The organism is Cellulomonas sp. HD19AZ1, assembly GCF_004535805.1.
Lineage (GTDB): Bacteria > Actinomycetota > Actinomycetes > Actinomycetales > Cellulomonadaceae > Cellulomonas > Cellulomonas iranensis.
This window is the reverse complement of the sequence record NZ_SPHX01000004.1, coordinates 160,554-183,852: the sequence shown is the minus strand read 5'-3', so window position 1 is coordinate 183,852 and position 23,299 is coordinate 160,554. Positions and strand designations below refer to the sequence as shown.

Annotated in this window: 24 protein-coding genes and 1 pseudogene; 15 read left to right on the top strand and 10 right to left on the bottom strand. The window is 74.7% G+C overall.

Annotation, left to right across the window (positions count from 1 at the left end; all coding sequences use genetic code 11):
• Positions 1–64 precede the first annotated feature (64 nt).
• Positions 65–1,039 (top strand): DMT family transporter, encoded by a 975-nt coding sequence (locus E4A51_RS09530; RefSeq protein WP_167748886.1) that lies wholly within the window; start codon positions 65–67, stop codon positions 1,037–1,039.
• 33 nt (positions 1,040–1,072) lie between these two features.
• On the opposite strand, the gene E4A51_RS09525 is transcribed toward E4A51_RS09530, so the two are convergent.
• Entirely contained in the window at positions 1,073–1,282 is a 210-nt protein-coding gene (locus E4A51_RS09525) for a hypothetical protein (protein ID WP_134851594.1), read from the bottom strand.
• Between the two features lie 170 nt (positions 1,283–1,452).
• Here E4A51_RS09525 and E4A51_RS09520 point away from each other — a divergent pair, with 170 nt between their 5' ends.
• On the top strand, positions 1,453–2,001 hold the full coding sequence (locus tag E4A51_RS09520; RefSeq protein ID WP_134851593.1) for a hypothetical protein: 549 nt from the start codon (positions 1,453–1,455) through the stop codon (positions 1,999–2,001).
• A 12-nt stretch (positions 2,002–2,013) separates the two neighbouring features.
• Here the strand turns inward: E4A51_RS09520 and E4A51_RS09515 are convergent, their stop codons facing one another.
• Both E4A51_RS09515 and E4A51_RS09510 read right to left on the bottom strand, forming a co-directional pair.
• Positions 2,014–2,961 (bottom strand): pseudouridine synthase, encoded by a 948-nt coding sequence (locus E4A51_RS09515; protein ID WP_134851592.1) that lies wholly within the window; start codon positions 2,959–2,961, stop codon positions 2,014–2,016.
• A 139-nt stretch (positions 2,962–3,100) separates the two neighbouring features.
• Complete coding sequence (locus E4A51_RS09510; RefSeq protein WP_046529630.1) at positions 3,101–4,504, bottom strand: endo-1,4-beta-xylanase; 1,404 nt, start codon at positions 4,502–4,504, stop codon at positions 3,101–3,103.
• Positions 4,505–4,951: 447 nt separating this feature from the next.
• Here E4A51_RS09510 and E4A51_RS09505 point away from each other — a divergent pair, with 447 nt between their 5' ends.
• On the top strand, positions 4,952–5,794 hold the full coding sequence (locus E4A51_RS09505; protein WP_240696435.1) for an SMP-30/gluconolactonase/LRE family protein: 843 nt from the start codon (positions 4,952–4,954) through the stop codon (positions 5,792–5,794).
• A gap of 63 nt (positions 5,795–5,857) precedes the next feature.
• On the opposite strand, the gene E4A51_RS09500 is transcribed toward E4A51_RS09505, so the two are convergent.
• Together E4A51_RS09500 and E4A51_RS09495 are read right to left on the bottom strand one after the other, a co-directional pair.
• Positions 5,858–6,043, bottom strand: coding sequence for a hypothetical protein (locus E4A51_RS09500; protein WP_046529629.1), 186 nt, complete (start codon positions 6,041–6,043; stop codon positions 5,858–5,860).
• Positions 6,044–6,094: 51 nt separating this feature from the next.
• Entirely contained in the window at positions 6,095–6,694 is a 600-nt protein-coding gene (locus E4A51_RS09495) for a VanZ family protein (protein ID WP_167748885.1), read from the bottom strand.
• 208 nt (positions 6,695–6,902) lie between these two features.
• Here E4A51_RS09495 and E4A51_RS09490 point away from each other — a divergent pair, with 208 nt between their 5' ends.
• Positions 6,903–7,700, top strand: coding sequence for a hypothetical protein (locus E4A51_RS09490; protein ID WP_134851590.1), 798 nt, complete (start codon positions 6,903–6,905; stop codon positions 7,698–7,700).
• Between the two features lie 18 nt (positions 7,701–7,718).
• Here the strand turns inward: E4A51_RS09490 and E4A51_RS09485 are convergent, their stop codons facing one another.
• Positions 7,719–8,759: a LacI family DNA-binding transcriptional regulator gene (locus E4A51_RS09485; protein ID WP_070320048.1), complete on the bottom strand. Its 1,041-nt coding sequence runs from the start codon at positions 8,757–8,759 to the stop codon at positions 7,719–7,721.
• Positions 8,760–8,947: 188 nt separating this feature from the next.
• Here E4A51_RS09485 and E4A51_RS09480 point away from each other — a divergent pair, with 188 nt between their 5' ends.
• From E4A51_RS09480 to E4A51_RS09465, 4 genes are all read left to right on the top strand, one after another.
• Entirely contained in the window at positions 8,948–10,261 is a 1,314-nt protein-coding gene (locus E4A51_RS09480; RefSeq protein WP_134851589.1) for an ABC transporter substrate-binding protein, read from the top strand.
• 64 nt (positions 10,262–10,325) lie between these two features.
• Positions 10,326–11,270 carry a carbohydrate ABC transporter permease gene (locus tag E4A51_RS09475; protein ID WP_046529625.1) on the top strand — a complete coding sequence of 315 codons (945 nt, stop codon included), beginning with the start codon at positions 10,326–10,328 and terminating at the stop codon, positions 11,268–11,270.
• A 13-nt stretch (positions 11,271–11,283) separates the two neighbouring features.
• On the top strand, positions 11,284–12,183 hold the full coding sequence (locus tag E4A51_RS09470) for a carbohydrate ABC transporter permease (RefSeq protein WP_070320052.1): 900 nt from the start codon (positions 11,284–11,286) through the stop codon (positions 12,181–12,183).
• 79 nt (positions 12,184–12,262) lie between these two features.
• A complete protein-coding gene (locus tag E4A51_RS09465) occupies positions 12,263–13,897 on the top strand; it encodes a beta-xylosidase (protein WP_134851588.1) in 1,635 nt (544 codons plus the stop codon).
• A gap of 84 nt (positions 13,898–13,981) precedes the next feature.
• On the opposite strand, the gene E4A51_RS09460 is transcribed toward E4A51_RS09465, so the two are convergent.
• On the bottom strand, positions 13,982–14,497 hold the full coding sequence (locus E4A51_RS09460; RefSeq protein WP_134851587.1) for a hypothetical protein: 516 nt from the start codon (positions 14,495–14,497) through the stop codon (positions 13,982–13,984).
• A gap of 91 nt (positions 14,498–14,588) precedes the next feature.
• Entirely contained in the window at positions 14,589–15,662 is a 1,074-nt protein-coding gene (locus E4A51_RS09455; protein ID WP_134851586.1) for a family 43 glycosylhydrolase, read from the bottom strand.
• A 5-nt stretch (positions 15,663–15,667) separates the two neighbouring features.
• On the opposite strand from E4A51_RS09455, the pseudogene E4A51_RS09450 reads away from it, so the two are divergent.
• The 7 genes and pseudogenes from E4A51_RS09450 to E4A51_RS09420 form a co-directional block, all read left to right on the top strand.
• A pseudogene (locus E4A51_RS09450) lies at positions 15,668–16,417 on the top strand (NADPH-dependent F420 reductase); the annotation flags it as partial.
• Positions 16,418–16,528: 111 nt separating this feature from the next.
• A complete protein-coding gene (locus E4A51_RS09445; RefSeq protein ID WP_070320043.1) occupies positions 16,529–16,996 on the top strand; it encodes a hypothetical protein in 468 nt (155 codons plus the stop codon).
• A gap of 43 nt (positions 16,997–17,039) precedes the next feature.
• Complete coding sequence (locus E4A51_RS09440) at positions 17,040–17,537, top strand: N-acetyltransferase (RefSeq protein WP_070320042.1); 498 nt, start codon at positions 17,040–17,042, stop codon at positions 17,535–17,537.
• A gap of 114 nt (positions 17,538–17,651) precedes the next feature.
• A complete protein-coding gene (locus E4A51_RS09435; protein ID WP_134851584.1) occupies positions 17,652–18,320 on the top strand; it encodes a YceI family protein in 669 nt (222 codons plus the stop codon).
• Between the two features lie 42 nt (positions 18,321–18,362).
• Positions 18,363–18,866 carry a sigma-70 family RNA polymerase sigma factor gene (locus tag E4A51_RS09430; protein WP_070320040.1) on the top strand — a complete coding sequence of 168 codons (504 nt, stop codon included), beginning with the start codon at positions 18,363–18,365 and terminating at the stop codon, positions 18,864–18,866.
• Complete coding sequence (locus E4A51_RS09425) at positions 18,863–19,621, top strand: anti-sigma factor (RefSeq protein ID WP_134851583.1); 759 nt, start codon at positions 18,863–18,865, stop codon at positions 19,619–19,621. Before E4A51_RS09430 ends, E4A51_RS09425 begins: the two co-directional genes overlap by 4 nt.
• A gap of 145 nt (positions 19,622–19,766) precedes the next feature.
• Positions 19,767–21,236: a LamG-like jellyroll fold domain-containing protein gene (locus E4A51_RS09420; RefSeq protein WP_070320038.1), complete on the top strand. Its 1,470-nt coding sequence runs from the start codon at positions 19,767–19,769 to the stop codon at positions 21,234–21,236.
• A 27-nt stretch (positions 21,237–21,263) separates the two neighbouring features.
• On the opposite strand, the gene E4A51_RS09415 is transcribed toward E4A51_RS09420, so the two are convergent.
• Positions 21,264–21,998, bottom strand: a complete 735-nt coding sequence (locus E4A51_RS09415) for a TSUP family transporter (RefSeq protein ID WP_167748883.1) — start codon at positions 21,996–21,998, stop codon at positions 21,264–21,266.
• Positions 21,999–22,003: 5 nt separating this feature from the next.
• The gene (locus tag E4A51_RS09410; protein ID WP_134851580.1) at positions 22,004–23,287 is read right to left on the bottom strand and encodes an MFS transporter; all 1,284 of its coding nucleotides are present in this window, start codon (positions 23,285–23,287) and stop codon (positions 22,004–22,006) included.
• Positions 23,288–23,299: the final 12 nt, after the last annotated feature.

The following is a 23,299-nucleotide window of genomic DNA, read 5'->3' as shown; positions in this document are numbered from 1 at the left end:
TGGCGGCGACGGCGGTGCGGCCCCGCCGCGCGGACGGCGCGGCGGGCGCGACGGAGGGGGACGCGTGACGACGAGGTCCGCGGGGCCGTGGGTCGGGGTGCTGTGCGGCGTGGGCGCGAACCTCGTGTGGGGGCTCGCGTTCCTGGTGCCCGTCGTGCTGCCCGGCGTGCCGTCGCTGGCGCTCGCCCTGGGGCGCTACCTGTGCTTCGGGGCGGTGTCGGTGGTGCTGCTCGCGGTGACGTGGCGCACGGCCCTCGCGGGCGTCGGGGCGCACGCGTGGCGCACCGCGGCGGTGTTCTCGGTGACCGGGCACCTGGGGTACTACGCGCTGCTGGTGCAGGCGATCCGGTGGGCGGGCGCCCCGATCGCGACGGTCATCATCGGCCTGCTGCCCGTCTCGATCGCGCTCACCGGGAACTGGGTGCGCCGTGAGCTGCCGTTCGCGCGCCTGGTGCTGCCGCTGGCGCTCATCGTGTGCGGCCTGACGCTCGTGTACGTCGTCGAGCTCGACTGGCAGAGCGTCGTGCAGGGGAGGTCGGGCGCCGACTGGGCGCTGGGGATCGCGGCCGCCGTCGGCGCGCTCGTGCTGTGGACGTCGTACGCGGTGCGCAACGCCCAGTTCCTGCGCGAGCACCCGCACGTCTCCTCGACCACGTGGTCGACCATGATGGGCGTCTGCACGTTCGGGCTGTCGCTCGTCGCGACGCCGCTCGTGCTCGCGAGCGGTGCGGTCCGCGTGGACGCCGCGGACCAGGTGGGTCCGCTCGTGCTCGCGAGCCTGCTGCTGGGCGTGGTGGTGTCGTGGTTCGGCACCGTGCTGTGGAGCCGGTCGTCGGCCCTGACGCCGATCTCGCTGGCGGGGCAGCTCGCGGTGGTGCAGGTCTGCGCCGGCCTGGCGTACGTGTTCGCGTGGGAGGGGCGGCTGCCGCCCCCGCTCGAGCTCGGGGGCTTCGTGCTGGTCGTGGCCGGGGTCGTGACGGTCATCCGCAGGGCACGCACCGTCCCGGCGCCGCCCGCGCGGGTGGCCGTCCGGCCCTGACGCGCGAGACGCCGACGGGGCCCCGACGCACGATCAGCGGGGTGCGGCGTCCGACGCCCTCTCGAGCCGCTCGATCCGCGCGTCGACCGCGTCGAGCCGGTCGTGCACGTCCCGGCGAGCGGCGTCCGCCCGGATCTCGGCGAGCCGGCGGCGGTGCTTCAGGACGGTGTCGACGACCGTCGCGGTGCCCCCGACGACGACGGCGAGCAGGGCGACCCAGACGAACCAGAGCACGGGATCCATGCATCTCACCCTCTCCCGGGCCTCCTGGGCGGGCAACCGCGTCGCGCGGGCCGGGCGGGCGCCGTGGCCGGGTCGCCCGGGCACGCGCCTCGCCCTAGCCTGGCGGGGGCAGGACGGCGGGTGGCGCCCGGCACGGGGCGACCGCCGCGGAGCGGCAGGGGGTGGTCGCGGTGCGACGACGGACGGGACGCGCGACGGCGCGCGGGGTGGGTGCGGCGGCGCTGCTGGTGGGCGCGGCGGCGGCCCTCACGGGGTGCGCGTCGAACGCCGCGATCACCGACTACGCGGGCGTGCCCGTGGTGCGCGTGCTCGAGACGCGCGAGGCGACGGCCGGCGGCCTCGAGGACGACGGCGACCAGGAGCCCGGCGAGGTCGAGGGTGCGCTCGAGAACGAGCAGGGCGACGTGCAGGACGTGCGCTTCGTCGAGCAGGAGCTCGAGGTCGAGCCCGGGCAGGCGGCGGCCACGTACCTGGAGAACGGCGTGAACTTCGCCGTGGTGCTGTGGGGCAGCTCGACGTGCCCGCCCGTGGGGGAGCGCCTGCACGTGCTGCCCGACGAGCCGAACGCGGTGCGCATCGACCTGCGCGAGATCCCGCCGGACCGCCCCTGCACGATGGACCTCGTGCCGCACACCACGGTGTTCGGGACGAAGACGAGCACCGTCGAGCCGCTCGTCATCCACGTGGGCGACGAGACGATCGAGCTGCCCGTCAAGTAGCCGCCCGGGCCGTCACGTCGCTCGGGTGTCCGTGTCCGGCACGTCACCCGTCAGCGGGACGTCGCGCACGCTGCGGAACTCGCGCCGCCGCCCGTCGACCGGGTCGTCGAACGCGAGCTCGGCGGCCAGCAGCTGCAGCGGGTGGCGGAAGTCGTCGAGGTCCACGTCGCGCTCGACGGGGTACAGGGGGTCCCCGACGATCGGGATCCCGAGCCCGGCCAGGTGCAGGCGCAGCTGGTGCGTGCGGCCCGTGCGGGGGTGCAGGCGGTAGACCCCGAGGCCGTCGTGCCCGCGCTCGAGCTCGACCGTCGTCTCGGCGTTGACGGGCGCGCCCGGCACCACCTCGGCCTGCACGGTGCCCCGCACCTTGCGGATGTGGTTCCGCACGACGACGGGCAGCGCGAGGTCGGGCCGCAGCGGTGCGAGCGCGCGGTACGTCTTGTCGACCGCGCGCCGCTCGAACGCCGTCTGGTACGGCGCGCGCCAGCGCTGCTCGGTCGCGAGCAGCAGGAGCCCCGACGTGCCGCGGTCGAGCCGGTGCAGCGGCGACAGCTCGGGCAGGCCCAGCTCGGCGCGCAGGCGCACGACGACGCTCTGCACGATGTGCCGGCCCCGGGGGATCGACGCGAGGAACGGCGGCTTGTCGACGACCACGAGCCGCTCGTCGCGGTGCACCACGTGGACCGTGCCGGGCACCACGGGCTCGTCGCGCAGCACGCGGTGGAACCACACGTGCCGCGCCGCCACGAACGGCTCGTCGTCGCGGACCGCGCGCCCGTCGGCGTCGACGAACTCGCCGGCCGCGAGCATGCCCGCGACGTCGACGTGCTCCGGCAGCCGGTCGCGCAGCCACGCGCCCATGGTCGGCCACGCGTCGGGCCTCCCGCGCCGCGGCGGCGGCGTGCACAGGTGCGCGGGGGCCAGGCCGTGGCGCGCCGGGAGCGGGGGACGGAGCGGCACGCGGTCGATCGTAGGTGCGGGGGCGGACGACGGTGGAGGCGCGCCCCCGCGGGGCACGACGACGGCGCCGCACCCGCGGGGGTGCGACGCCGTCGTGGTCACCGGTCGGGTCGTGCCCCGCCCGGTCAGGAGGGTGCGGTCAGGCGCAGCTCAGCGCGCCCGCCGCGGGGGCGTTGCCGTTGCCGATGAACCCGAAGGTCGTCGACTGGCCCGCGGCGACCGTGCCGTTGTACGGCGCGTTGCTCACGACGCCGCCGGACAGCACGCCGTTCCACACGTTGTTCGAGCTCACGCCGGACGGCAGCGTCACGCGCCACCCGGTGAGGCCCGCGGACCCGGCCGTCACGGTGACGGTGGCCTGGTAGCCGCCGCCCCACGAGTTCGCGATGGTCAGCGCCGCGGAGCACGCCCCGCCCGGGTTCTGCGTCGGGGTCGGCGTGGGCGTGGGGGTGACCGTGGGCGTCGGGGTGGGCGTCGGGGTCGTGGTGGGCGTGGGGGTCGGCGTGGGCGTGCCCGTGCCGCCCGCGTTCAGCGTGTTGAGCGTGGTCGTGTAGGCGGCCTTCTTGTTGCCCGAGCCGTCGAACAGCAGCGGCGTGCCGCTCGCGCGCCACGAGTCGGTGTCACGCACGCCCCACACCGTGATGCCCGTGCAGCGCGACACGTTGAGGCACGCCTGCACGACCTTGCGGTAGTTCTCGGCCTGCGCCGAGCCCGAGCCCTCGATGTCGAGCTCGGTGATCTGCACGTCCACGCCGAGCGCCGCGAAGCTCGAGAGCGTCGTCTGGTAGTTGTTCGGCACGGGGCTCTGCGGGTTGAAGTGCGACTGGAAGCCCACGCAGTCGATCGGGACGCCGCGGGCCTTGAAGTCGCGGACCATGGTGTAGACGGCCTGCGTCTTGGCGTGCGTCCAGTCGTCGGTGTTGTAGTCGTTGTAGCAGAGCTTGGCGCCCGGGTCGGCCGCGCGTGCGGCGCGGAACGCGGCCTCGATCCAGTCGTTGCCGGTGCGCTGCAGGTTCGAGTCGCGGCGCGCGCCCGACGAGCCGTCGGCGAACGCCTCGTTGACGACGTCCCACGCGTAGATCTTGCCCTTGTAGTGCGTCGCGACCTGCGTGACGTGGTTGAGCATCGCGTTGCGCAGCGCCGTGCCGGACATGTTCTGCATCCAGCCGGGCTGCTGCGAGTGCCACGCGAGCGCGTGCCCGCGCACCTGCTTGCCGTTCTGCAGCGCCCAGTTGAGGATCCGGTCGCCGTTCGTGTAGTTGAACTGGTTCTGCGACGGCTCCGTCGCGTCCATCTTCATCTCGTTCTCGGCGGTGATCATGTTGAACTCGCGGTTCGCGATGGTCGAGTACGTCGAGTCGTTGAGGCGTTGCGCCGCGATCGCGGTGCCGAAGTAGCGCCCGCTCTCGGCGGCGGCCGCCTGGAGCGTCGAGCCCGCCGCCTGCGCGCTGCCGGCGGCGACGCCGGTCACCACGAGCGTCAGGACGGCGACGGCGGCGGCAGCACGTGCGCCGCGCCCGCTCCCACGTCGGAGCTTGGTCATCGTTCCTCCTTGGTCGGCCGGCCGCGGGATCAGCACTGAACCGGCCGGCAGGGGGACTCACTGTCCGACCCGGGAGGAAGGGCGTCAACGAACATAAACGCTACAGATCCGCAACTTTCGCCCGATCGTGCGAGGGGGAGGGGCGTCCACCGGGCGCCCGGACGGCGTGACGTGGCGCCCGCGCGCGGCGCGCAGCCGGTGGCGCACCGGTGACGCCGCCCCGGGAGTCGTCGATAGTTGTCGACGCGGGCCCGGTCCGGGACGCGTGCGGCGTCGCGGCCTCCTGACGGCCGCAACGCCGCACGCGACCGCCGGGCCGGTGCGCACGGCGCGGGCCGCACGGCCCCCGGTAGCGTGGCCCGGCGTGCGTGCCGCCCGCGCCGGCACCAGGCTCGGGACGCACGACCGCCCGACCCCGCACCCCGCCCGACCCACCCCAGGAGCACCGTGCTGCGAGCCGAGCAGGTCACCGACGCCGTCGCCTACCACGGCGAGGGCCCGTGCTGGTCGCCGACCTGGGGCGGCCTGCGGTTCGTCGACCTGCTCGCGGGCGACCTGCTGACGCTGCGCGACGACGGCACGGTGGACCGGCTGCACGTCGGCGAGATCGCCGCGTTCGTGCGGCCGCGCACGCGCGGCGGGTACGTCGTGGGGCTCGCGCGCGGGATCGGCCTGGCCGACGCCTCCGACGCGCTGCCGACGCCGCTGCCGGAGCTGTGGTCCGACCCGGGCGTGCGCATGAACGAGGGCGGCTGCGACGCCGCGGGTGTGCTGTACGCGGGCTCGATGCCCTACGACGCGGCCCCCGGCGGTGCGACCCTCTACCGGATCGCACCCGACGGCGACGTCGAGGTCGTGCTCGACGACGTGACGATCTCCAACGGCGTCGACGTCTCGCCCGACGGCACGCTCGCCTACTACGACGACACCCCCACGGGCCGCACCGACGTGTTCGACGTCGTCGACGGGCGCCTGACGCGCCGGCGCACGTTCGTCGACCACGGCGACGCGAGCCCCGACGGCCTCACGGTCGACGCCGCCGGCAACGTCTGGGTCGCGCTCAACGGCGACGGCCTGGTCCGGTGCTTCTCGCCGCGCGGCGACGTGCTCGCCGAGGTCGAGGTGCCCGTGCGCCTCACGACCGCGTGCACGCTCGGCGGCCCCGACCTGCGCGACCTCTACGTGACGACGTCGCGCGAGAACCTGGACGACCCCGAGCCCGCGGCCGGCGCGCTGTTCCGCGTGCGCGTCGACGTGCCGGGGCGTCCCGTGCTGCCGTACGCGGGCTGACCGTCTCACTGCCGCCGACCGGGACGACCCCAGACGGTCGACGGGGCCGGTCGGTCGACGGGCTCAGACGGTCGACCCGCCGCGTGACGACGGTCCGCGCAGCTTCCACCACCCGTACGCGACCGTGAGCGCGAGCAGCACGAGCCCGACGCCCGAGAGCCAGAGCAGGCCCTTGACGACGGCCCCGAGGACCGACAGCAGGAGCCAGACGAGGGCGAGCAGGACGACGACGGTGAGGATGCGCTTCACGCGCCCACCGTCGCACGGCTGCGGCGGTGCGGCACGTCGGGCGGCGGGTGCTCAGCGCCCGGCGGGCGACGGCTGCGCGGCGGGCTCCACCGGCCACGCGTCGACCCCGGGTGCGGCGGCGGTCGCCCACCGGCCCGACGCGCGCCCCGCCCGCACCAGCAGGCCGACGGCGGCACCGACGGCGACGCCCGTGAGGTTGTCGACCAGGTCGGCGGAGTCGCACACGCGGCCGAGCGCGGGGGCGGCGTACTGCACGGCCTCGATCAGGAGCGGCAGCGCCGCGGTCGTCAGGAGGGCTGTACGCGCGAGCCGGCGGTCCCGCACGAGGCCCGACAGCAGCGCGAGCGGCACGAGCAGGACCACGTTCGCGGCGCGCTGGTCGAACGCCAGCAGGTCGCCCACGCCGAGCGGCGACCACGAGTCGAGCGCGCACACGGGTGACGTGCCGGCCGTGGCCGGGCGCGGGCTGAGCGTGAGCGACAGCACGACGCCGAGCGCCGTGAGCCAGGCCGCCACGTCGAGCGGCGGCACGCGCAGCCGGCGCGCGAGGGGCAGGGTCGCCGCCGCGACGACCAGCACCGTGACGGCGAGGCCGGCGGGCGCGTTCGGCGTCTGCTGGAACAGCGTGTCGAACCACACGGCCGCGCCCACCCCCTCTCGTCGACGACGGCACCGCGCCGCCTCGTCGAGGCTAGGTGCGGCCGTGACGCCGCCGGATCCGCCCCTGGTCGGGACATGCACGCGCGGGGTACGTCGCAGGGATGAGACGCGTGCGTTCGAGTGAAGTCGCGGGTGGTTCCGTGCGACGACGGGTGACGGCGGCGCGCGGGGAGGTGACGCGCGTGTCAGCATGGCGGACGTGCAGGGAGCCCGTGCGTACGACGTCGTCGTGGGCGCGGACCGCGCCCACGCCCACCGCCCCGACGGGCCCGCGCCCGTGCCGGCCGGCTGGGCAGGGCCCGAGGGGCCCGCGATCGACCCCGCCACGTGGCCCCGGTCGCCGCGCACCCGCCAGCCGATGATCCACTGCGCGACGCTCGAGCTGCCCCCCGAGTACCGCCGCCGCAGCCCCGACCTGGTGGCCGTGTCGGTGTTCGAGTGGGTCGACGAGACGGGGTTCCTCCCGCCGCCCGCGTTCGTCACCGCGGCGCTCGCGGACCCGGCGCCCACCGACCCGTTCTGGCAGGACGTCGCGGCGTCGCGGCCGCACGAGCACGCGCACGTGCTGTGCGACCAGGACACGGGCTGCTTCTACGCGGTCGTGCTGCTCACGCGCGACGAGCTCACGGGCCCGCGCACGGCGCGGCCGCGCCTCAACCCCGTGGTGGACGCGACCGAGCACGTCGACCCGCCCGCGCGCGAGCGGTTCGGGCTGTTCGGCGACCTGTTCCTCGTCGAGCGCGACGACCCCAACGCCGGGCGCGTGCCCGTGGACTGGCCGGAGGACGGCGACGACGGGTACGTCAAGGTCGACGACTGCTACGAGCGGTTCGCGTCCACGCACCTGGGCGGCACGTTCATGGACCCGTTCGGCATGGGCAACCGCACCGCGTCGCCCTGGTACCTCGAGGTGCACCGCCTGGGCGGGCTGTGGGTCGGCGACGACGAGAACCTGCTGGTCGACCTCGCCGCGGACGAGCCGATCGTCCACCGCTGACGCGGGGCCGGGCCGCGCTCACCCGCTCGCGGGGCCGGTGGACCCGCGCTCGACGAGCGTCGTGACGAGCTGCACCTGACGTGACGCGGGCTGCGTGCCCGCGGCCAGCGCGAGCACGGTCTCGACGGCCATGCGGCCCATGCCGGTGAGCGGCTGGTGCACGGTCGTGAGCTGCGGGGTGGTCCAGGTGGCCTGCGGGGTGTCGTCGAACCCGACGACGCTGAGCCGCGCGGGCACGGGCACGCCGCGCTCGCGGGCGGCGGCGAGCACGCCGACCGCGATCTCGTCGTCGCCGCACACGACCCCCGTCGGTGGCTGCGCGGCGGCGAGCAGCTCGAGCCCGCAGCGGTACCCGGCGTCGACCGTGAACGGGACCTCGTGCACGAGGCTGCGGTCCACCTCGACACCCGCCTGGTCGAGCGCGGCGGCGTAGCCGTGGAACCGCTCGCGCGACGCGGCCGACGCGGCGGGGCCGCCGACCCACGCGATGCGGCGGTGCCCGAGGCCCAGCAGGTGCGCGGTGGCGGTGCGGCCGCCCTCCCAGTTGGTGGCGCCGATGCTCACGACCGAGTCGTCGCGGACGCCGACGGGGTCGACCATGACGAACGGCAGGTCGGCCTCGGCGGCGGCGGCCAGCAGCGCGTGCGCGCCGCCGAGCGTGAGGCCGACGACGCCGACGACGCCCGCGGCGACCTGGTCGCGCACCCAGGCCCGGGCGACGTCGGGGGTCTCGCGGGCCGGGCGCTCGGGCGCGACGCGCACGAGCAGGTCGGTGCCCGCGGCGTCGGCGGCGGCGAGCACGCCCTGCAGGACGTGCGAGATGTAGGGCGACTCGAGGTTGTCGAGCACGGCGGCGAGCGAGCCCGACCGGGTGGGGGCGGGCGGTTCGGTGCTGGGCCGGTAGCCGAGCGCGGCGACGGCCTCCTGGACGCGTCGTCGGGTGTCCTCGGCGACGTCGCTGCGGCCGTTGAGGGTCTTGGAGACCGTGCCCTTGGAGACGCCGGCGCGTGCCGCGACGTCGTCGAGGGTGATGCGTCCCCGGGGTGCTCTGCCCGCCATGCCTGCCTCCTGCGAAATTGTTTCGACCCTATCGGTCGTGGCCGCTGCGCCGCAATCCTGGCCCATCACGTGTCGAGGGTTCCCCTTGACCCGCGTCGTGACGCCGCTGTACGGTCGCCGCGCACCAAAACGTTTGCGAAATTGTTTCGATCGAACGTCTCTCGACGACGAGAGTGGAGGAGGACCCCATGCGGCTCCGCACCAAGGCGAGGCTCGCGCCCGTCGCCCTCGTGGCCGCCGCGGCGCTCGCGGCCTGCTCGACCGGCGGCGGCACGCCCGACGACGCGGCCGACGGCGAGGTCGGCGGCAAGATCACCGTCTGGAGCTGGGACGGCACGATCGAGCGCGCGGTCGACGGCTTCGAGGACGCGCACCCCGGCGTCGAGGTCGACGTGGTCAACGCGGGCTCGTCGTTCGACCAGTACCAGGCCCTCGACAACGCGATCCAGGCGGGCTCCGGCGTGCCCGACCTCGTGATGATGGAGTACTTCGCGATCCCGTACTTCGCGATCCCCGGCAAGCTCGCCGACCTCACGCCGTTCGGCGCCGACGAGCTCGAGGACGACTTCGTCGCCTCCGCGTGGAACCACGTGAGCGTTGACGACGGCGTCTACGCGCTGCCGTCCGACTTCGGCCCCGCCGTGATGTTCTGGAACCAGGACGTCTTCGCGCAGGCCGGCATCACGCAGGCGCCCACCACGTGGGACGAGTACTACGAGGCCGCCAAGGCGATCCGCGCGCTCGGCCCCGACCACTACATCGCGCAGGACTCGAACGACCTGTTCTTCCTGCTGTCGCTCATCTGGCAGGCCGGCGGCCGGCCGTTCCAGGTCGACGGCACGAAGGTCTCGATCGACTTCACCGACGAGGGCACCGCCAAGGCCGTCGCGTTCTGGCAGAAGATGATCGACGAGGACCTCGTCAACACCGAGATCGCCGCGTGGTCCGACGACTGGAACCGCGCGCTCAACGACGGTTCGCTCGCGTCGCAGAACATGGGCGGCTGGCTCACCTCCACGCTGCCCGAGCGCGCGCCCGACGCCGCCGGCGCCTACCGCGTCGCGCCCATGCCGCAGTGGGAGGCCGGCCAGCAGGTCGGCGCCGAGAACGGCGGGTCCGCGTTCGGCATCCCCGACGCCGCCGGCAACAAGGCGACGGCCTACGCGTTCCTCGAGTACGTGACCCACGGCGACGGGCTCGACCCGCGCGTCGAGGCCGGCGCGTTCGTGCCCAGCACGCGCGTGCTCGAGAGCGACGAGTTCCGCGCGACCGAGAACCCGTACTTCGGCGGGCAGCGCACCGGCGAGGTGCTCGCCGACGTCGCCGCCACCACCGCGACCGGGTGGCAGTACCCGCCGTTCTTCGAGTGGGCGCGGTCCATCTACGAGGACATCGCCTCGCCGCTGTACAGCTCGGGCCAGGGCACGCTCGCCGACGTCCTCGAGACGTGGAAGAAGCGGATGGTCGAGTACGGCAACGAGCAGGGCTTCGAGGTCGACTGAGCCGCCGCCGGGCGTCGCGGGGTCCCGTCCCCGCGACGCCCGGCCCACCCGGGAGGAGCAGCACATGAGCGCCACCGTGCGCGCACCGCAGGTCCCGCCCGCCGCGGCGGAGGACCTGCCCGCCCCGCGACGCCGGCGCCGCCGCGGACGGCAGGTCGGCTGGGCGTTCGTCGCGCCGTTCGGCGCGCTGTTCGCGGTCGTCTTCCTCGTCCCCATCGGGTACGCCGCGTACCTGAGCCTGTTCCAGGACCGCCTGGTCGGCGGCCGCACGTTCGCCGGGCTCGGCAACTACGCCAAGCTCATGGGCGACGAGCTGTTCTGGGACGGCGCCGGGCGCGTCGTGCTGTTCACGGCCGTGCAGGTGCCGGTCATGCTCACGCTCGCGATGGCGCTCGCCCTCGCGCTGGACTCCCGGCGGCTGCGCGGCGAGCGCACGCTGCGCGTGTCGATCTTCCTGCCGTACGCGGTGCCGGCGATCGTCGCGACGCTCATGTGGGGCTTCATGCTCGGCATCCGCTACGGCCTCGTGCGGGACCTCAACGACTGGCTCGGCTGGTCGCTCAACCCGTTCCAGCCCGGCACGACGCTCATCTCGATCGGCGTCATGGTGACGTGGGCGTTCACGGGCTACAACATGCTGATCTTCTACAGCGTGCTGCGCGCCGTGCCGCACGAGCTGTACGAGGCCGCCGCGATCGACGGCGCCGGCCAGTGGCGCGTGATCCAGGCGATCAAGCTCCCCGCGATGCGCGGCGCCCTGGTCGTCACGGTGATCTTCTCGATCATCGGCACGTTCCAGATCTTCAACGAGCCGCAGATCCTGCCGTCGCTCGTCGCGAACAGCGGCATCACGACGCACTACACGCCGAACCTCTACGCGTACCACCTCGCGTTCACGGGCTCGCAGCAGGGCTACGCCGCGGCGCTCGCGCTCGTCATGGCGGCCTTCACGATCGCCATCGCGTACGCCGTCCAGATCCGGGGCATGAAGCGTGCCCTCGACCAGTGACCCGGGGATGACCATGACCACGACCGCACCGCCGCGGCCCCGCAACCGGCCGCTGCACACCATCGCGAACCCGCGCAAGAGCCTCACGCTCACGCTCGTCACCGCGCTGTTCGCGCTCTACTGCCTGCTCCCGCTCGTCTGGCTCGTCATCAACGCGACCAAGACCCAGCCGGACTTCGTCACGACCCCGGGCCTGGCGCCCGGCCACTCGTTCGCGCTGCTCGACAACATCGGGCAGGTGTTCACGTACAACGGCGGGATCTTCGTCCGCTGGCTGCTGAACACGCTGCTCTACGTGGTGGTCGGGGCGTCGGTGTCGACCGCGCTCGCCGCGCTCGGCGGGTACTCCCTGGCCAAGCTGCGGTTCACCGGCAAGCGCGCGTTCCTGTTCGTCGTGCTCGGGTCGATCTCGGTGCCGGGCATCGCGCTCGCGATCCCGCAGTTCCTGCTGTTCGCGCAGCTCGGGCTGACCAACACGCCGTGGGCCGTGCTGCTGCCGTCGTTCCTCAACCCGTTCGGGCTGTACCTCATGTGGGTGTTCGCGGCCGAGGCCGTGCCGGGCGGGCTGCTCGAGGCCGCCGAGATCGACGGCGCCGGGCCGTTCCGCACGTTCTGGCGGATCGGCGTGCCCCTGCTCGGGCCCGCGACCGTCACGGTGCTGCTGTTCTCGGTCGTGTCGATCTGGAACAACTACTTCCTGCCCTTGATCATGCTCAAGGACCCCGCGTGGTACCCGCTGACCATCGGCATCAACCAGTGGAACAAGCTCGCGTCGACCGCGGGCAACGGCGAGCTGCTGCAGAATCTCGTCATCACGTCGTCGCTGCTGACGATCGTGCCGCTCATCCTCGCCTTCGTGTCGCTGCAGCGGTACTGGCAGTCGGGCCTCGCGCTCGGCGCCGTCAAGGGATGACGGCCCGGCGCCGGGGCGCCGACGCGCCCGCGCCACCCGCACCGCCCGCCGGACCACCCGCCCGAGGAGAGATCCCCGCATGACCGACCTCACGCCGACCCCCGCCCGCCACCGCGTCGACGGCGCGACGCCGCAGGAGCGCCCGCTGCGCCACGTGTGGAACGCGTGCCTCGGCGCGGGCCGCGCCAACGAGGCGCTGCGCGCCGACTGGCAGGCGCACTTCCGCGAGGCCGTCGAGGTGCTCGGGGCCCGCACCGTGCGGTTCCACGGCATCTTCCACGACGACATGTTCGTGTACCGCGCGACGTACGGCGGCGGCTTCGGCCCCGACAACGTGCTGCCCGAGCCGGTGATCACGTTCAGCTACGTCGACAAGGTCGTCGACTTCATCCTCGACGTCGGCGCGCGGCCGTTCGTCGAGCTGGGGTTCATGCCGCGCGCGCTCGCGACGCAGACCGAGACGCTGTTCTGGTGGAAGGCGCACTGCAGCCCCCCCAACGACATGGGCGCGTGGGCCGAGCTCGTGCGCGCGACCGTGCAGCACTGGGTCGACCGCTACGGCGTCGACGAGGTGCGGCAGTGGCGCTTCGAGGTGTGGAACGAGCCGAACCTCGTGCCGCACTTCTGGACCGGCACGCGCACGCAGTACTTCGAGCTGTACGAGGCGACCGTGCGCGCGGTGCGCTCGGTCGACGACCGGCTGCTGGTCGGCGGGCCGTCGACCAGCGTGTTCGTCCCCGACGACCGCTACAAGGGTGAGGTCGAGGACCCGACGCGCACGCACGGCACGGCCGCCGCGGCCGACGTCGACGCGCTCGACTGGCAGCCCGTCTGGATCGAGGAGTTCATCGCGTGGTGCGCCGAGCGCGACCTGCCGGTCGACTTCCTCACGACGCACCTGTACCCGACGGACTTCGCGTTCGGCGCCAACGGCGAGGTGCGGCACATCCGCCGGCACGTCGACGCGACGCCCGACGACCTCACGACGATGCAGAAGATCATCGCCGCGAGCCCGTACCCGGACGCCGAGCTGCACATCACCGAGTGGTCGACGTCGCCGTCGAGCCGGGACCGCATGCACGACACGCTGTTCGCCGCGACGTACGTGACGCGTGCGTTCCTGCGCAGCGCCGACCTCACGGACTCGCTCGCGTACTGGACGTTCACGGACGTCTTCGAGGAGGGCGGCGCGGGCCTCGGGCCGTTCCACGGCGGGTTCGGCCTGGTCAACGAGCAGGGTCTGCACAAGCCGACGTTCCACGCGTTCGCGATGCTCGCGCGCCTGGGGGACACGCTGCTGCTCGACACGGACCACGGCGTGGTCACGCGGGACTCGACGAGCGGTGACGTCGCGGCCGTGCTGTTCAACTACCCGGCCGACATGGGTCGCCGTCCCGTCGGCTCGGCCGACTCGTACGCCGAGACGCGCTCGCTCGCCGAGGTCGGCCCCGCGCGGCGCGTGCGGCACACGGTCGACGGCCTGGTGCCCGGCGCGCGGTACGCGGTCGAGCGCGTCGACTGGGAGCACGGCAACGTCGCCGAGGCGTGGCACGCGATGGGCGAGCCGCTCAACCTGACGCGCGAGCAGACGGCGCGGCTGCGCGCGGTGGCCGACGACCTGTGGCGCACCGAGCTGGTCGTCGACGCCGACGGCGTGCTCGACATCGACCTCGAGCTGCCCGCGTGGGCGGTCGCGTCGGTGACGCCGGCCTGACGGCGGGCGTCCGGAGGGGCGCGACGGACGACGGCGGGCGACCTGGGGAGGGCGCCCGCCGTCGTCGTGCGTCGTGCACCGGGTTCAGCCCCGCGCGTCCGGCGCCGGCTCTCGCCGCGATCGTCCGGCGGTCAGCCGGTCGACCCAGTCGCCGACCGGTCCGATCCGCGCGGTGTCGCGCCACGTGAGCCACGCAGCGGCGGCACCGAGCGCGACGCCCGCGGCCGCGTACGCCGCCAGGTCCACGGGCCGCGGGTCGGACAGGGCGAGGGAGCCCACCACGACGACCGTGACGCAGACGACCCCCGAGGTGACGGCGCTCGCGCGCCTGCCGCCGCGGGAGACGCGGAGCGCGAGGCAGACCGCCGCCGCCCAGGCGAGTTCGATCACGACGAACGCGGGGACCATGAAGACCAGCCAGGCGGCCAGCGTCATGAGGAGGTACCCCTGGTCGGCAACGCCCGGGCTGGACGGCGTCGACTGCCACGGGGTCAGCGCGGGGACGATCGTGAGGGCGACGTACGTCAGCCACGTGCGCAGCGACCACCGCCACGAGAGAGACAGGAACGCGCGCAGCGCGTCGGGCATCCCGGAGCTCACAGGGGGACCCTCCCACAGGTCCGTCCGTGGGGTCGGGGCGTGCGCGCGTGACGTGAGCGCCGGGTGCGCCCGCGACCCGACCTGCCGGCTCCTAGGCGCTCGCGTCCGCGAGCGTGTCGACCGAGGAGGCGGGGGACGCGTCGTCGCCGCCGGGCGTCGGCAGCCCGGAGGGCGGGAGCACGTCGGTCGTCGTCGGCACGGGGCGGTCGTCGGGGACGGGCACACCCCACACGGGGGTGCCGTCGGCGTCGAACGGCAGGACCTGGGCGCGCGCGTGACGGTTGGGGTCCCACAGCGGGTCGCCGTCGATCTGCGTGTACGTGCGGGCGTGGTAGACGAGCACGACGTCGCCCTCGGGGGTCGTCGTGAACGAGTTGTGGCCCGGGCCGTACTGGCCGTGGTCGGGGTGGCTGACGAACACGGGGTCGGGGCTCTTGGTCCACGACGCGGGGTCGAGCAGGTCGGCGTCCGTCGAGGCGGTGAGCAGGCCCATCGCGTACTCGGGGCCGGTCGCGGCGCCCGAGTAGGTGAGCAGCACGCGGCCCTCGCGGACCAGGACCGACGGGCCCTCGTTGACCCAGAACCCGGCGGTCTCCCAGTCGTGCTCGGGGCGCGTGAGCAGCACGGCCGGGCCGGCGAGCGTCCAGGGGTTCGCCATGGGGGCGATGTAGAGGTTGGAGTTGCCGCGGATCGTGACGTCCTGCTGCGCCCAGACCAGGTACTGCGTGCCGTCGAGCACGAACGACGTCGCGTCGAGCGCGAACGACTCCCAGCCGGTGTCGACCTGGCCGCGCTCGACCCACGTGGGCGCGAACGGGTCGGCGCTGCGGTTCTCGAGCACGTAGACGCGGTGGTTGAACGTCTCGGCGGCGCCGGGGGCGTCGGCGCGGACGCCCGCTTCGGACGCGGCGGCGTAGTAGACGTACCAGGCGTCGCCGACGCGGTGGAGCTCGGGCGCCCAGATCAGGTGCGACTGCGGCCCGTCGGCGTGACGCTCCCAGATCGTCACCTCGTCGGCGGCCTGCAGGTCCGCCAGCCGCTCGGCGCGGCGCAGCACCACGCGGTCGTAGGCGGGGTGGGAGCCGGTGAAGTAGTACTGCCCGTCGTGGCGCAGGACGCACGGGTCGGCGCGCTGCAGGACGATCGGGTTCGGGATGTGCGTCACGGCTTCTCCAACGTTGTAGGTCTGCAGCGACCGTAGCCGTCGCCAGGCGTCTTCTGCAACGTTGTAGATCCAGTCGGGGGAACACGTCCGCCGCCCGGTCGGTTGTGGCGTCAATGACCACCTACGGAATCATCGGGGCCGGACACATCGGCAGCCAGGTCGCCCGCGCCGTCATCGGCCAGGGCCACGACGTCGTCATCGCGAACTCCCGAGGGCCGCAGACCCTCACGGAGCTCGTCGCCGAGCTCGGGCCCCGCGCCCGCGCCGCCACCGCGCAGGAGGCCGCCGAGGCCGCCGAGGTCGCGGTCGTCACCGTGCCGCTGCAGGCGATCCCGACGATCCCCGTCGAGCCGCTCGCCGGCAAGATCGTGCTCGACACCAACAACTACTACTGGGAGCGCGACGGCCGCGTCGAGGCGCTCGACCGCGGCGAGACCACGGTGTCCGGCATGCTCCAGGAGCACCTGCCGACGTCGAAGGTCGTCAAGGCGTTCAACCACATCATGGCCGCCGACATCACGACCGACGGCTTCCCCGCCGGGTCGCCGCAGCGGCGCGCGCTCGCGACGTCCAGCGACTTCCCCGAGGCCGTCGAGCACGTCGTCGCGCTGTACGACGCGCTCGGCTTCGACGCCGTCGACGTGTCGCCCCTGAGCGAGTCGTGGCGCGTCGAGCGCGACCGGCCCGCGTACGTCGTGCGGCAGGACCGCGACGAGCTCGTCGCCAACCTCGCCCGGGCACCCCGGACCATCTGACGTCCCCGCGCCCGCGGACGGTGGTAGCCCCGCCGCCCGCGGGCGCGACGGTCGTCACACCGGCCCTCGCGGCGGGGGTCCGGCGCGGCGCCCGACGTACCCTTGGACCTCGTGGCGACCCTCTCCTCCCTGTCCCGTCAGCACGTCCTCCAGGCGATCGAGGAGTACGACCAGCGCGGTGAGGACGCCTTCCTCGCCGTCTACGGCTTCGCCCCGCAGGGTGCGTGGAGCATCCAGCACGAGGGTCGCTCGTACGACCTGCCCGCCGTCGTCGGCGTCGCGCACCGGTTCGCGACCGGGCGCATCGCGACGGCCGACGACATCGCCGGCGCGCTCGCGATCGCCGCGGGGATCCTGCGCAAGCGCGGCTTCGACGTGACCCAGCCGGGCGGCGCGCCCGCGGCGCGCACCTCGACCCGGACCGCGGCACCCAAGGCCCCGCGGGCGCCCCGCGCGCCGCGCGCCGCCGCCGCACCGACCACCCGCCGTGCCGCCGCACCGGAGGAGACGCCCGCCCCCGTGTGCCCCACGTGCTTCATGACCCTGCCCGCCACGGGCGTCTGCGACACCTGCGGCTGAGCGCACCGCCGCGCGGGCGGCAACGGGCTTAGGGTCGGAGGTCGTGGACCTGCGACCCGAGCCCGCCGCCCCCGCCGACGCACCCGCGATCCACGCGCTGCGCCGGACCCTCGAGGACTGGATGGCGGAACGCGCCATCGACCAGTGGCCCGTCGGCTCGCTGCCCGCCGACCGCGTCGCCGCCCAGGTGGCGCGCGGCGAGTGGTGGGTCGTGCGGGACGCCGACGGCGTGCGCGGCACGCTGCGCGTGCTCGACACCGACCCCGAGTTCTGGGGCGAGGACGACACGCCCGCGCTCTACCTGCACGGGCTGATGGTCGCGCGGCGCGCGAGCGGCACCGGGCTGGGGCGCGCGCTCGTCGAGTGGGCGCACGCCCGCGCGCGGGACGCCGGGCGCCCGTGGCTGCGGCTCGACCACCGCGCGTCCAACCCGCACCTCGACGACGTCTACCGGTCGTGGGGCTTCGAGGCCGTCGCCGAGACGGACCGGCCCGGGTTCGCGGTCGTGCTGATGCAGCGGCCGGTGCCGCCCGCCGCCTGACCCGCCACCGCGACCGGCCGAGAACTTCGCGCACGCGGTGAACCGACCGGCCCGCCGTCTCGTCGTAGGGGTGGAGGGGCCGGACGGGCCGCGGGGGCGAGAGAGGCGAGGGACATGCGGAAGCGGACGAAGGTGTGGGCCGGCGTGGGCGTCGGGGTCGTGGTGCTCGGGGGCGTCGCGCTCGCGGTCGGGCCCGGGTTGTACGCGGACTGGGTCAACAGCAACGCCGACGCGGCGCCGACGATCGCCACGAGCGCGGCCGCCGACCCCGTGACCCCGACGGACGGCACGTGGACCGTCGGCGCGGGCTCGTTCGCGGGCTACCGGGTCGACGAGGTGCTGCAGGGCAAGGACGTCACCGTCACGGGCCGCACCGAGAAGGTCACCGGCACCGTCACGGTCGCCGACGGCAGCCTCACGGCCGCGGAGGTCGACGTCGACATGGCGAGCATCGCGACCGACGAGCCGCCGCGCGACTCCTACTTCCGCGACACCGCGCTGCAGACCGGGACCTTCCCGACCGCGACGTTCACGCTCACCGAGCCGGTCGCGCTGGGCGACGGCGTCACGTCCGCGACGCTCACGGGCGACCTCACGATCCGCGGCGAGAAGAAGCAGGTGACCGTCGACGCGCAGGTCGCGGCCAGCGGTGACACCGTGCAGGTGGTGGGCTCGGTGCCGATCACGTTCGCGGACTTCGGCGTCGAGGCGCCCGACCTGGGCTTCGTGACGGTCGAGAAGACCGGTGCCGTGGAGTTCGACCTGCGCCTCGCGCAGTCCTGACGGGCCGAGACGTCAGCAGGCACGACCGAGGGGAGGGGTGACGTGACGCCGGACGCCGACGAGCTGCTGCGCGCCGTGCACGACGCGCACGCCGACGCGCTGCACCGGTACGTCGCGCGCCTCACCGACGCCGCCCGCGCGCAGGACGTCGTGCAGGAGACGCTCCTGCGCGCGTGGCGGCACCCCGACGTGCTGACCCGGCCCGAGCCGTCGGTGCGGGCCTGGCTGTTCACGGTCGCCCGCAACCTCGTGGTCGACGACGCGCGGTCGGCCGCCCGGCGGCGCGAGCTGCCCACCGACGCCGTGCCGGACGCCGCGACGGCCGACGGCACGCAGGAGGCGCTCGACCGGTGGCTCGTCGCCGACGCGCTCGGCGCGCTGTCCGACGACCACCGCGCGGTCGTCGTCGGCGCGTACTACGGCGGCCGGTCCGTCGCCGAGCTCGCCGCCGAGCACGGCGTGCCGCCCGGCACCGTGAAGTCGCGGCTGCACTACGGGCTGCGCGCGCTGCGGCTGGCGCTGCAGGAGAGGGGAGTGACGTCATGACCGCCGACCCGTACCGGGAGTGGGACGCCGCGTACGTGCTGGGCGCCCTCGCGCCCGCGGAGCGGCGCGACTTCGAGGCGCACCTCGCCGGGTGCGCGCAGTGCCGCGCGGCCGTCGGCGAGCTCGCCGGGGTCCCCGGGCTGCTCGCGATGGTGCCGCCGGACGTCGCGCTCGCGCTGCCCGGCGAGCCGGCGGGCGCGTCCGCCGCCCCCGGGGCCCGTGCCTCGTCCGTCGGCGGCGACGACGGGTCGCCCGCCGCGGACGCCGGCGCCGGTGCGCAGGTCGTGCCGCTCGCACGCGTCGCGGCCGCGGCCCGGCACCGCAGGGCGCGCCGCCGGTTCGCGCTCGTGGGTGCGGCCGCGGCGCTCGTCGTGCTGGGCGGCGTCGCGGGGTCCGCGGTGACGTCGGCGACCGCGCCCCGGCCCGCGGCGGTCGCCGCCGACGCGCGTACGGTCGCACTGACCCCCGTCGGCGGGTCGGGCGTCACGGCCGACCTCACGCTGGTCCCCGCGGGCTGGGGCACGCGCCTCGACTGGTCGTGCGCGTACGAGGCCGCCGAGCTGCCCGTCGGGGTCTACGAGATGGTGCTCGTCGGCGACGACGGCGAGCGGACCGTCGTCGCCACCTGGACCAGCACGGGCGAGCGCGAGGCGTCGGGCCTGGGCGCGTCGTCGGCGCTGCCGCTCGACGGGATCGCACGCGTCGAGCTGGGCGTCGTCGGCATGGACCGGCCGCTGGCGGCGGGCGAGGTCTGACGCTCCCACGTTGTGCGCGGCGCGGCGATCGGGCGGTTCTGCGCCGAACCGGTCCCGGCTGTCGGCGGGCTTCGCTAGCGTCCGGACGCACCGTGACGACCGGCGAGCGCCGGCCCACGCACGACGGTGCGGAGAGCAGGGTCCCGTGTCGTTCCCCCGTCCAGCCGGCGCGCTGCGCCTGGCCGCCGTCACCGCGCTGACGGTCGGTCTCGCGCTCGTCCCCGGAGCCGCGCAGGCCCACGGCCGCAACCACGCGCCGGACCGCCCGGCGGCGCTCACCACGAGCCCTCCGGGTGCGGCGTGCACGACCGGCGCGGTGCTGCCCGTGGTCCGCTCGCTCACCCCGACGCTGCGGGCGACGCTGGTCGACGCGGACGGCGACGCCGTGCGGGCCACGTTCACGCTGCGTGACGGGACGAGCGGGCGCAAGCTCTGGTCGCCGCCCGCCACGGCCCCGCAGGCGTCGGGCGCCGAGCACGCCGTCGAGGTTCCCGCAGGCCTGCTCGTCGACGGCCGGACCTACGAGTGGCGCGTGCAGGCCAAGGACGAGCACGGCCGCAAGAGCCCGACCGTGCGGTGCCGCGTCGTCGTCGACGTGACGGCGCCCGGCGAGACGTCCGTGACGGCGGTCCCCGGCGCGGGCGCCGTGTACGGCGAGGACGCGACGTCCGGCGGCGTCGGCGTCGCCGGCGCGTTCCGGCTCGAGGCGGCCGACGCGGACGTCGTGGCGTTCCGGTACGGGTTCGACGGTGGTCAGGCCACGGTCGCGGTCGAGCCGGGCACGACGGCCGCGACGGTGACGTTCACGCCCGCCACGGCCGGACCGGTCGCGCTCGTCGCCGCCGCGGTGGACCGTGCGGGCAACGTCGGGCCCGAGCGGCTCTACCGGTTCACGGTCGCGTCCGCGAGCAGCGCCCCCGTCGGCAACGCGCAGTGGCTCCTCGACGAGGGCGAGGGCGGGACCGCCGCCGACGCGCTCGGCGGCCCCGACCTCGCGCTGACGCCGTCGACCACCTGGACGGGCGGCGTGCTCGCCGACCTGGGATGGCTCGACGAGGACAGCGCGCTGCTGCTCGACGAGGACGGCGACGGCGCCGCCGCGCCGGGCCCCGTCGTGGACACCACCGGCAGCTTCACGGTCGCCGCCTTCGTGCGAGCCGACGGCTCGGCGCCCGGCGCCGTCCTCAGCCAGGACGGCGGCACCGCGAGCGGCTTCACGCTCGGCACCGGTGCGACGGCGTGCGCCGACAGCGCCGCGCTCTGCTGGGAGTTCGAGGTGCAGGACGCGACGGGCGGCACGGCGGTCGCGACCGCGACCATCCCGGTGACCCCCGGGTCCTGGTACGGCGTGTTCGGCGTCCGTGACGCCGCCACCGGCACGGTCCGGGTCGACGTCTGCGAGATCGGCACGGCCGACGAGCCGGGCTCCATGGCTCCGCAGACGGGCACGCCCGTCGGTCTCGCGTCGGCGCCGGCCGCGTCGGGGCCGTTCCGGGTCGGCGGCACGCCCGACGGCGCGTCGTCGTGGCGGGGCGCCGTGAGCGCGGTCCACACGTGGGGCGCCGCGGTCGACGTCATGCGCGAGCGCGTGCTCTGCACGCGCGGCGGCGCCTGACCTGCCGCCCGCGTCACGCCGTGAGGCTCAGGGGCCGACGAGGCCGTCCACCAGGGCGACGACGGCACCCGCGAGCGACAGCGCGAGCGTGACGCGGGCGGCCGCGGGGCCGCTCAGCCAGCGGGCGGCCCGCCCGCCCGCCAGGATGCCGACGGCGAGGGCCGCCGCCACGCCCGCCCACGCGGCCGGCGACAGGGACGGCCACGCCGCGGGTGACACGACGACGCGTGCGACGACGGTGCCGGTCGACAGCGCGATCAGGTAGGGCTGCAGCGTCGCCAGGAACACCCGGTGCTCCCACCGGGTGGCCTGCTGGAGCGCCGTGAGCGCGACGCCGCCGACGCCGGCCAGCACGGTCATGAGGCCGGCCGTGCCGCCGGCCGCGGTGAGCACGACCGGGCTGCGGGGCAGCTCGCGCAGCCGCCCCACGAGCACGGAGGCCGCGAGCGTCACCAGCATGACGACCGCGCTGAGCACCTGCGCGGGGCCGTCGGGCACCCGCCCGGCCAGCAGCGCGCCGGCGACCACGCCGAGCGCGCTGCCGGGCAGCAGCCGCGCGAACGTCGCCCAGTCGGTGTCCCGCACGACGCGGCTGAGCACCAGCGCCGCCGACGCCACGCCGCACACCTGGACCAGGACGACGCCCTGGGCCGGGCCGAGCGCGATGACCGTGAACGGGGCCACCACCATGGCGAACCCGATCCCGGACACGCGCTGCAGCGTGGCGCCGGCGAGCACCGACGCGAGGACCAGCAGGAGCACGGGCGTCAGCGCACCCGGCGCACGGCCGTGAAGAGCGCGGCGCCGACGAGCGCCGAGCCGGCGGCGAGAACGAAGAGCAGCCGGTACCCGCCCGAGGCGGTGATGACCGCGGCCGCGAGCAGCGGGCCCGCGATCTGCCCGCCGGTGTTCGACAGGTTGAGGATGCCGAGGTCCTTGGCGGCCGTCGCCGGGTTGGGCAGCACCGAGATGTTCAGCGCCTGGTCGACCGCGTTGAACGCGCCGAACCCGATGCCGGCGAGCACCGCGTACGCGACGATCGTCGACGGGCTGGGCGAGAAGAACGGCACGAGGACGCCCGCACCGATGAGCAGCGACGAGATCACCACGGGGAGCTTGATGCGGCCGAGCCGGTCGGCCAGCGGGCCCGCGACGAACGCCATCGTGATGCCGGCGACCATGATGATCGTCGCCGTCAGCGAGATGTAGCGGGCGGCGTCCGCCTTCTCCAGGAGCATGTAGTCCGTGAGGATGTAGAGCATGTAGCCCTGGATCGAGAACTTCGCCAGCATGATGAAGAACTTGCCGAACAGCGCGAGGTAGTAGTCGCGGGCGTCACGGCGGGCGAAGACGAAGTTGTCGAGGACGAGGTCCTTGGTGAACGGCTTGGCGGGCATGGGGATGCTCGACGCCTCGCGGAAGAACAGCGCGGCGGCCGGCCCGGCGACGAACGTCAGGACGCCGAGGACCAGGAAGCCCGTCGCCGTGCTGCCGAGGAACTGCGCGCCGATCACCTGGCCGAGGCCGGTGCCGACCCCGATGCCGAGCGCGTACGCCGACGCGGCGGTGCCGCGGTAGCGGGGTGCGACGCGGTCCGACAGCGTGCCGAGCAGCGGCGCGATGATCGCGTTGAGGAACACCTGGTAGACGGCCCACGCGGCGATGAGCGTCCCGGCGGTGGTGACGCGGCCCAGGACGAACAGGGAGCCGAGCGAGCCGATCGCGCCCACCCAGATCCACGGCGTGCGGCGCCCGAACCGGGAGCGCGTCAGGTCGGACGACGCGCCGATCGTGATGTTGGCGAGCGTCGCGACGATCATCGACACCGTCGAGTTGAGCGCGATGATCGCGGCCTTGTCGTCGGGGGCGATCTCGGCGACGCGTGCGGGCAGCAGCACGCCGACCGCACCCAGGTAGGCGACGATCCAGCAGAACGCGCCGACGGCGAGGCCGACGGCCAGGCGGACGGGGAAGCGCGGCTGGTCGGCGTCGGTCGTGGAACCGGTCCAGGTGGTGGGCTGCGGGTCCGTGGTGCTTCGTTGCGCGGACATGGTCGTTCTCCG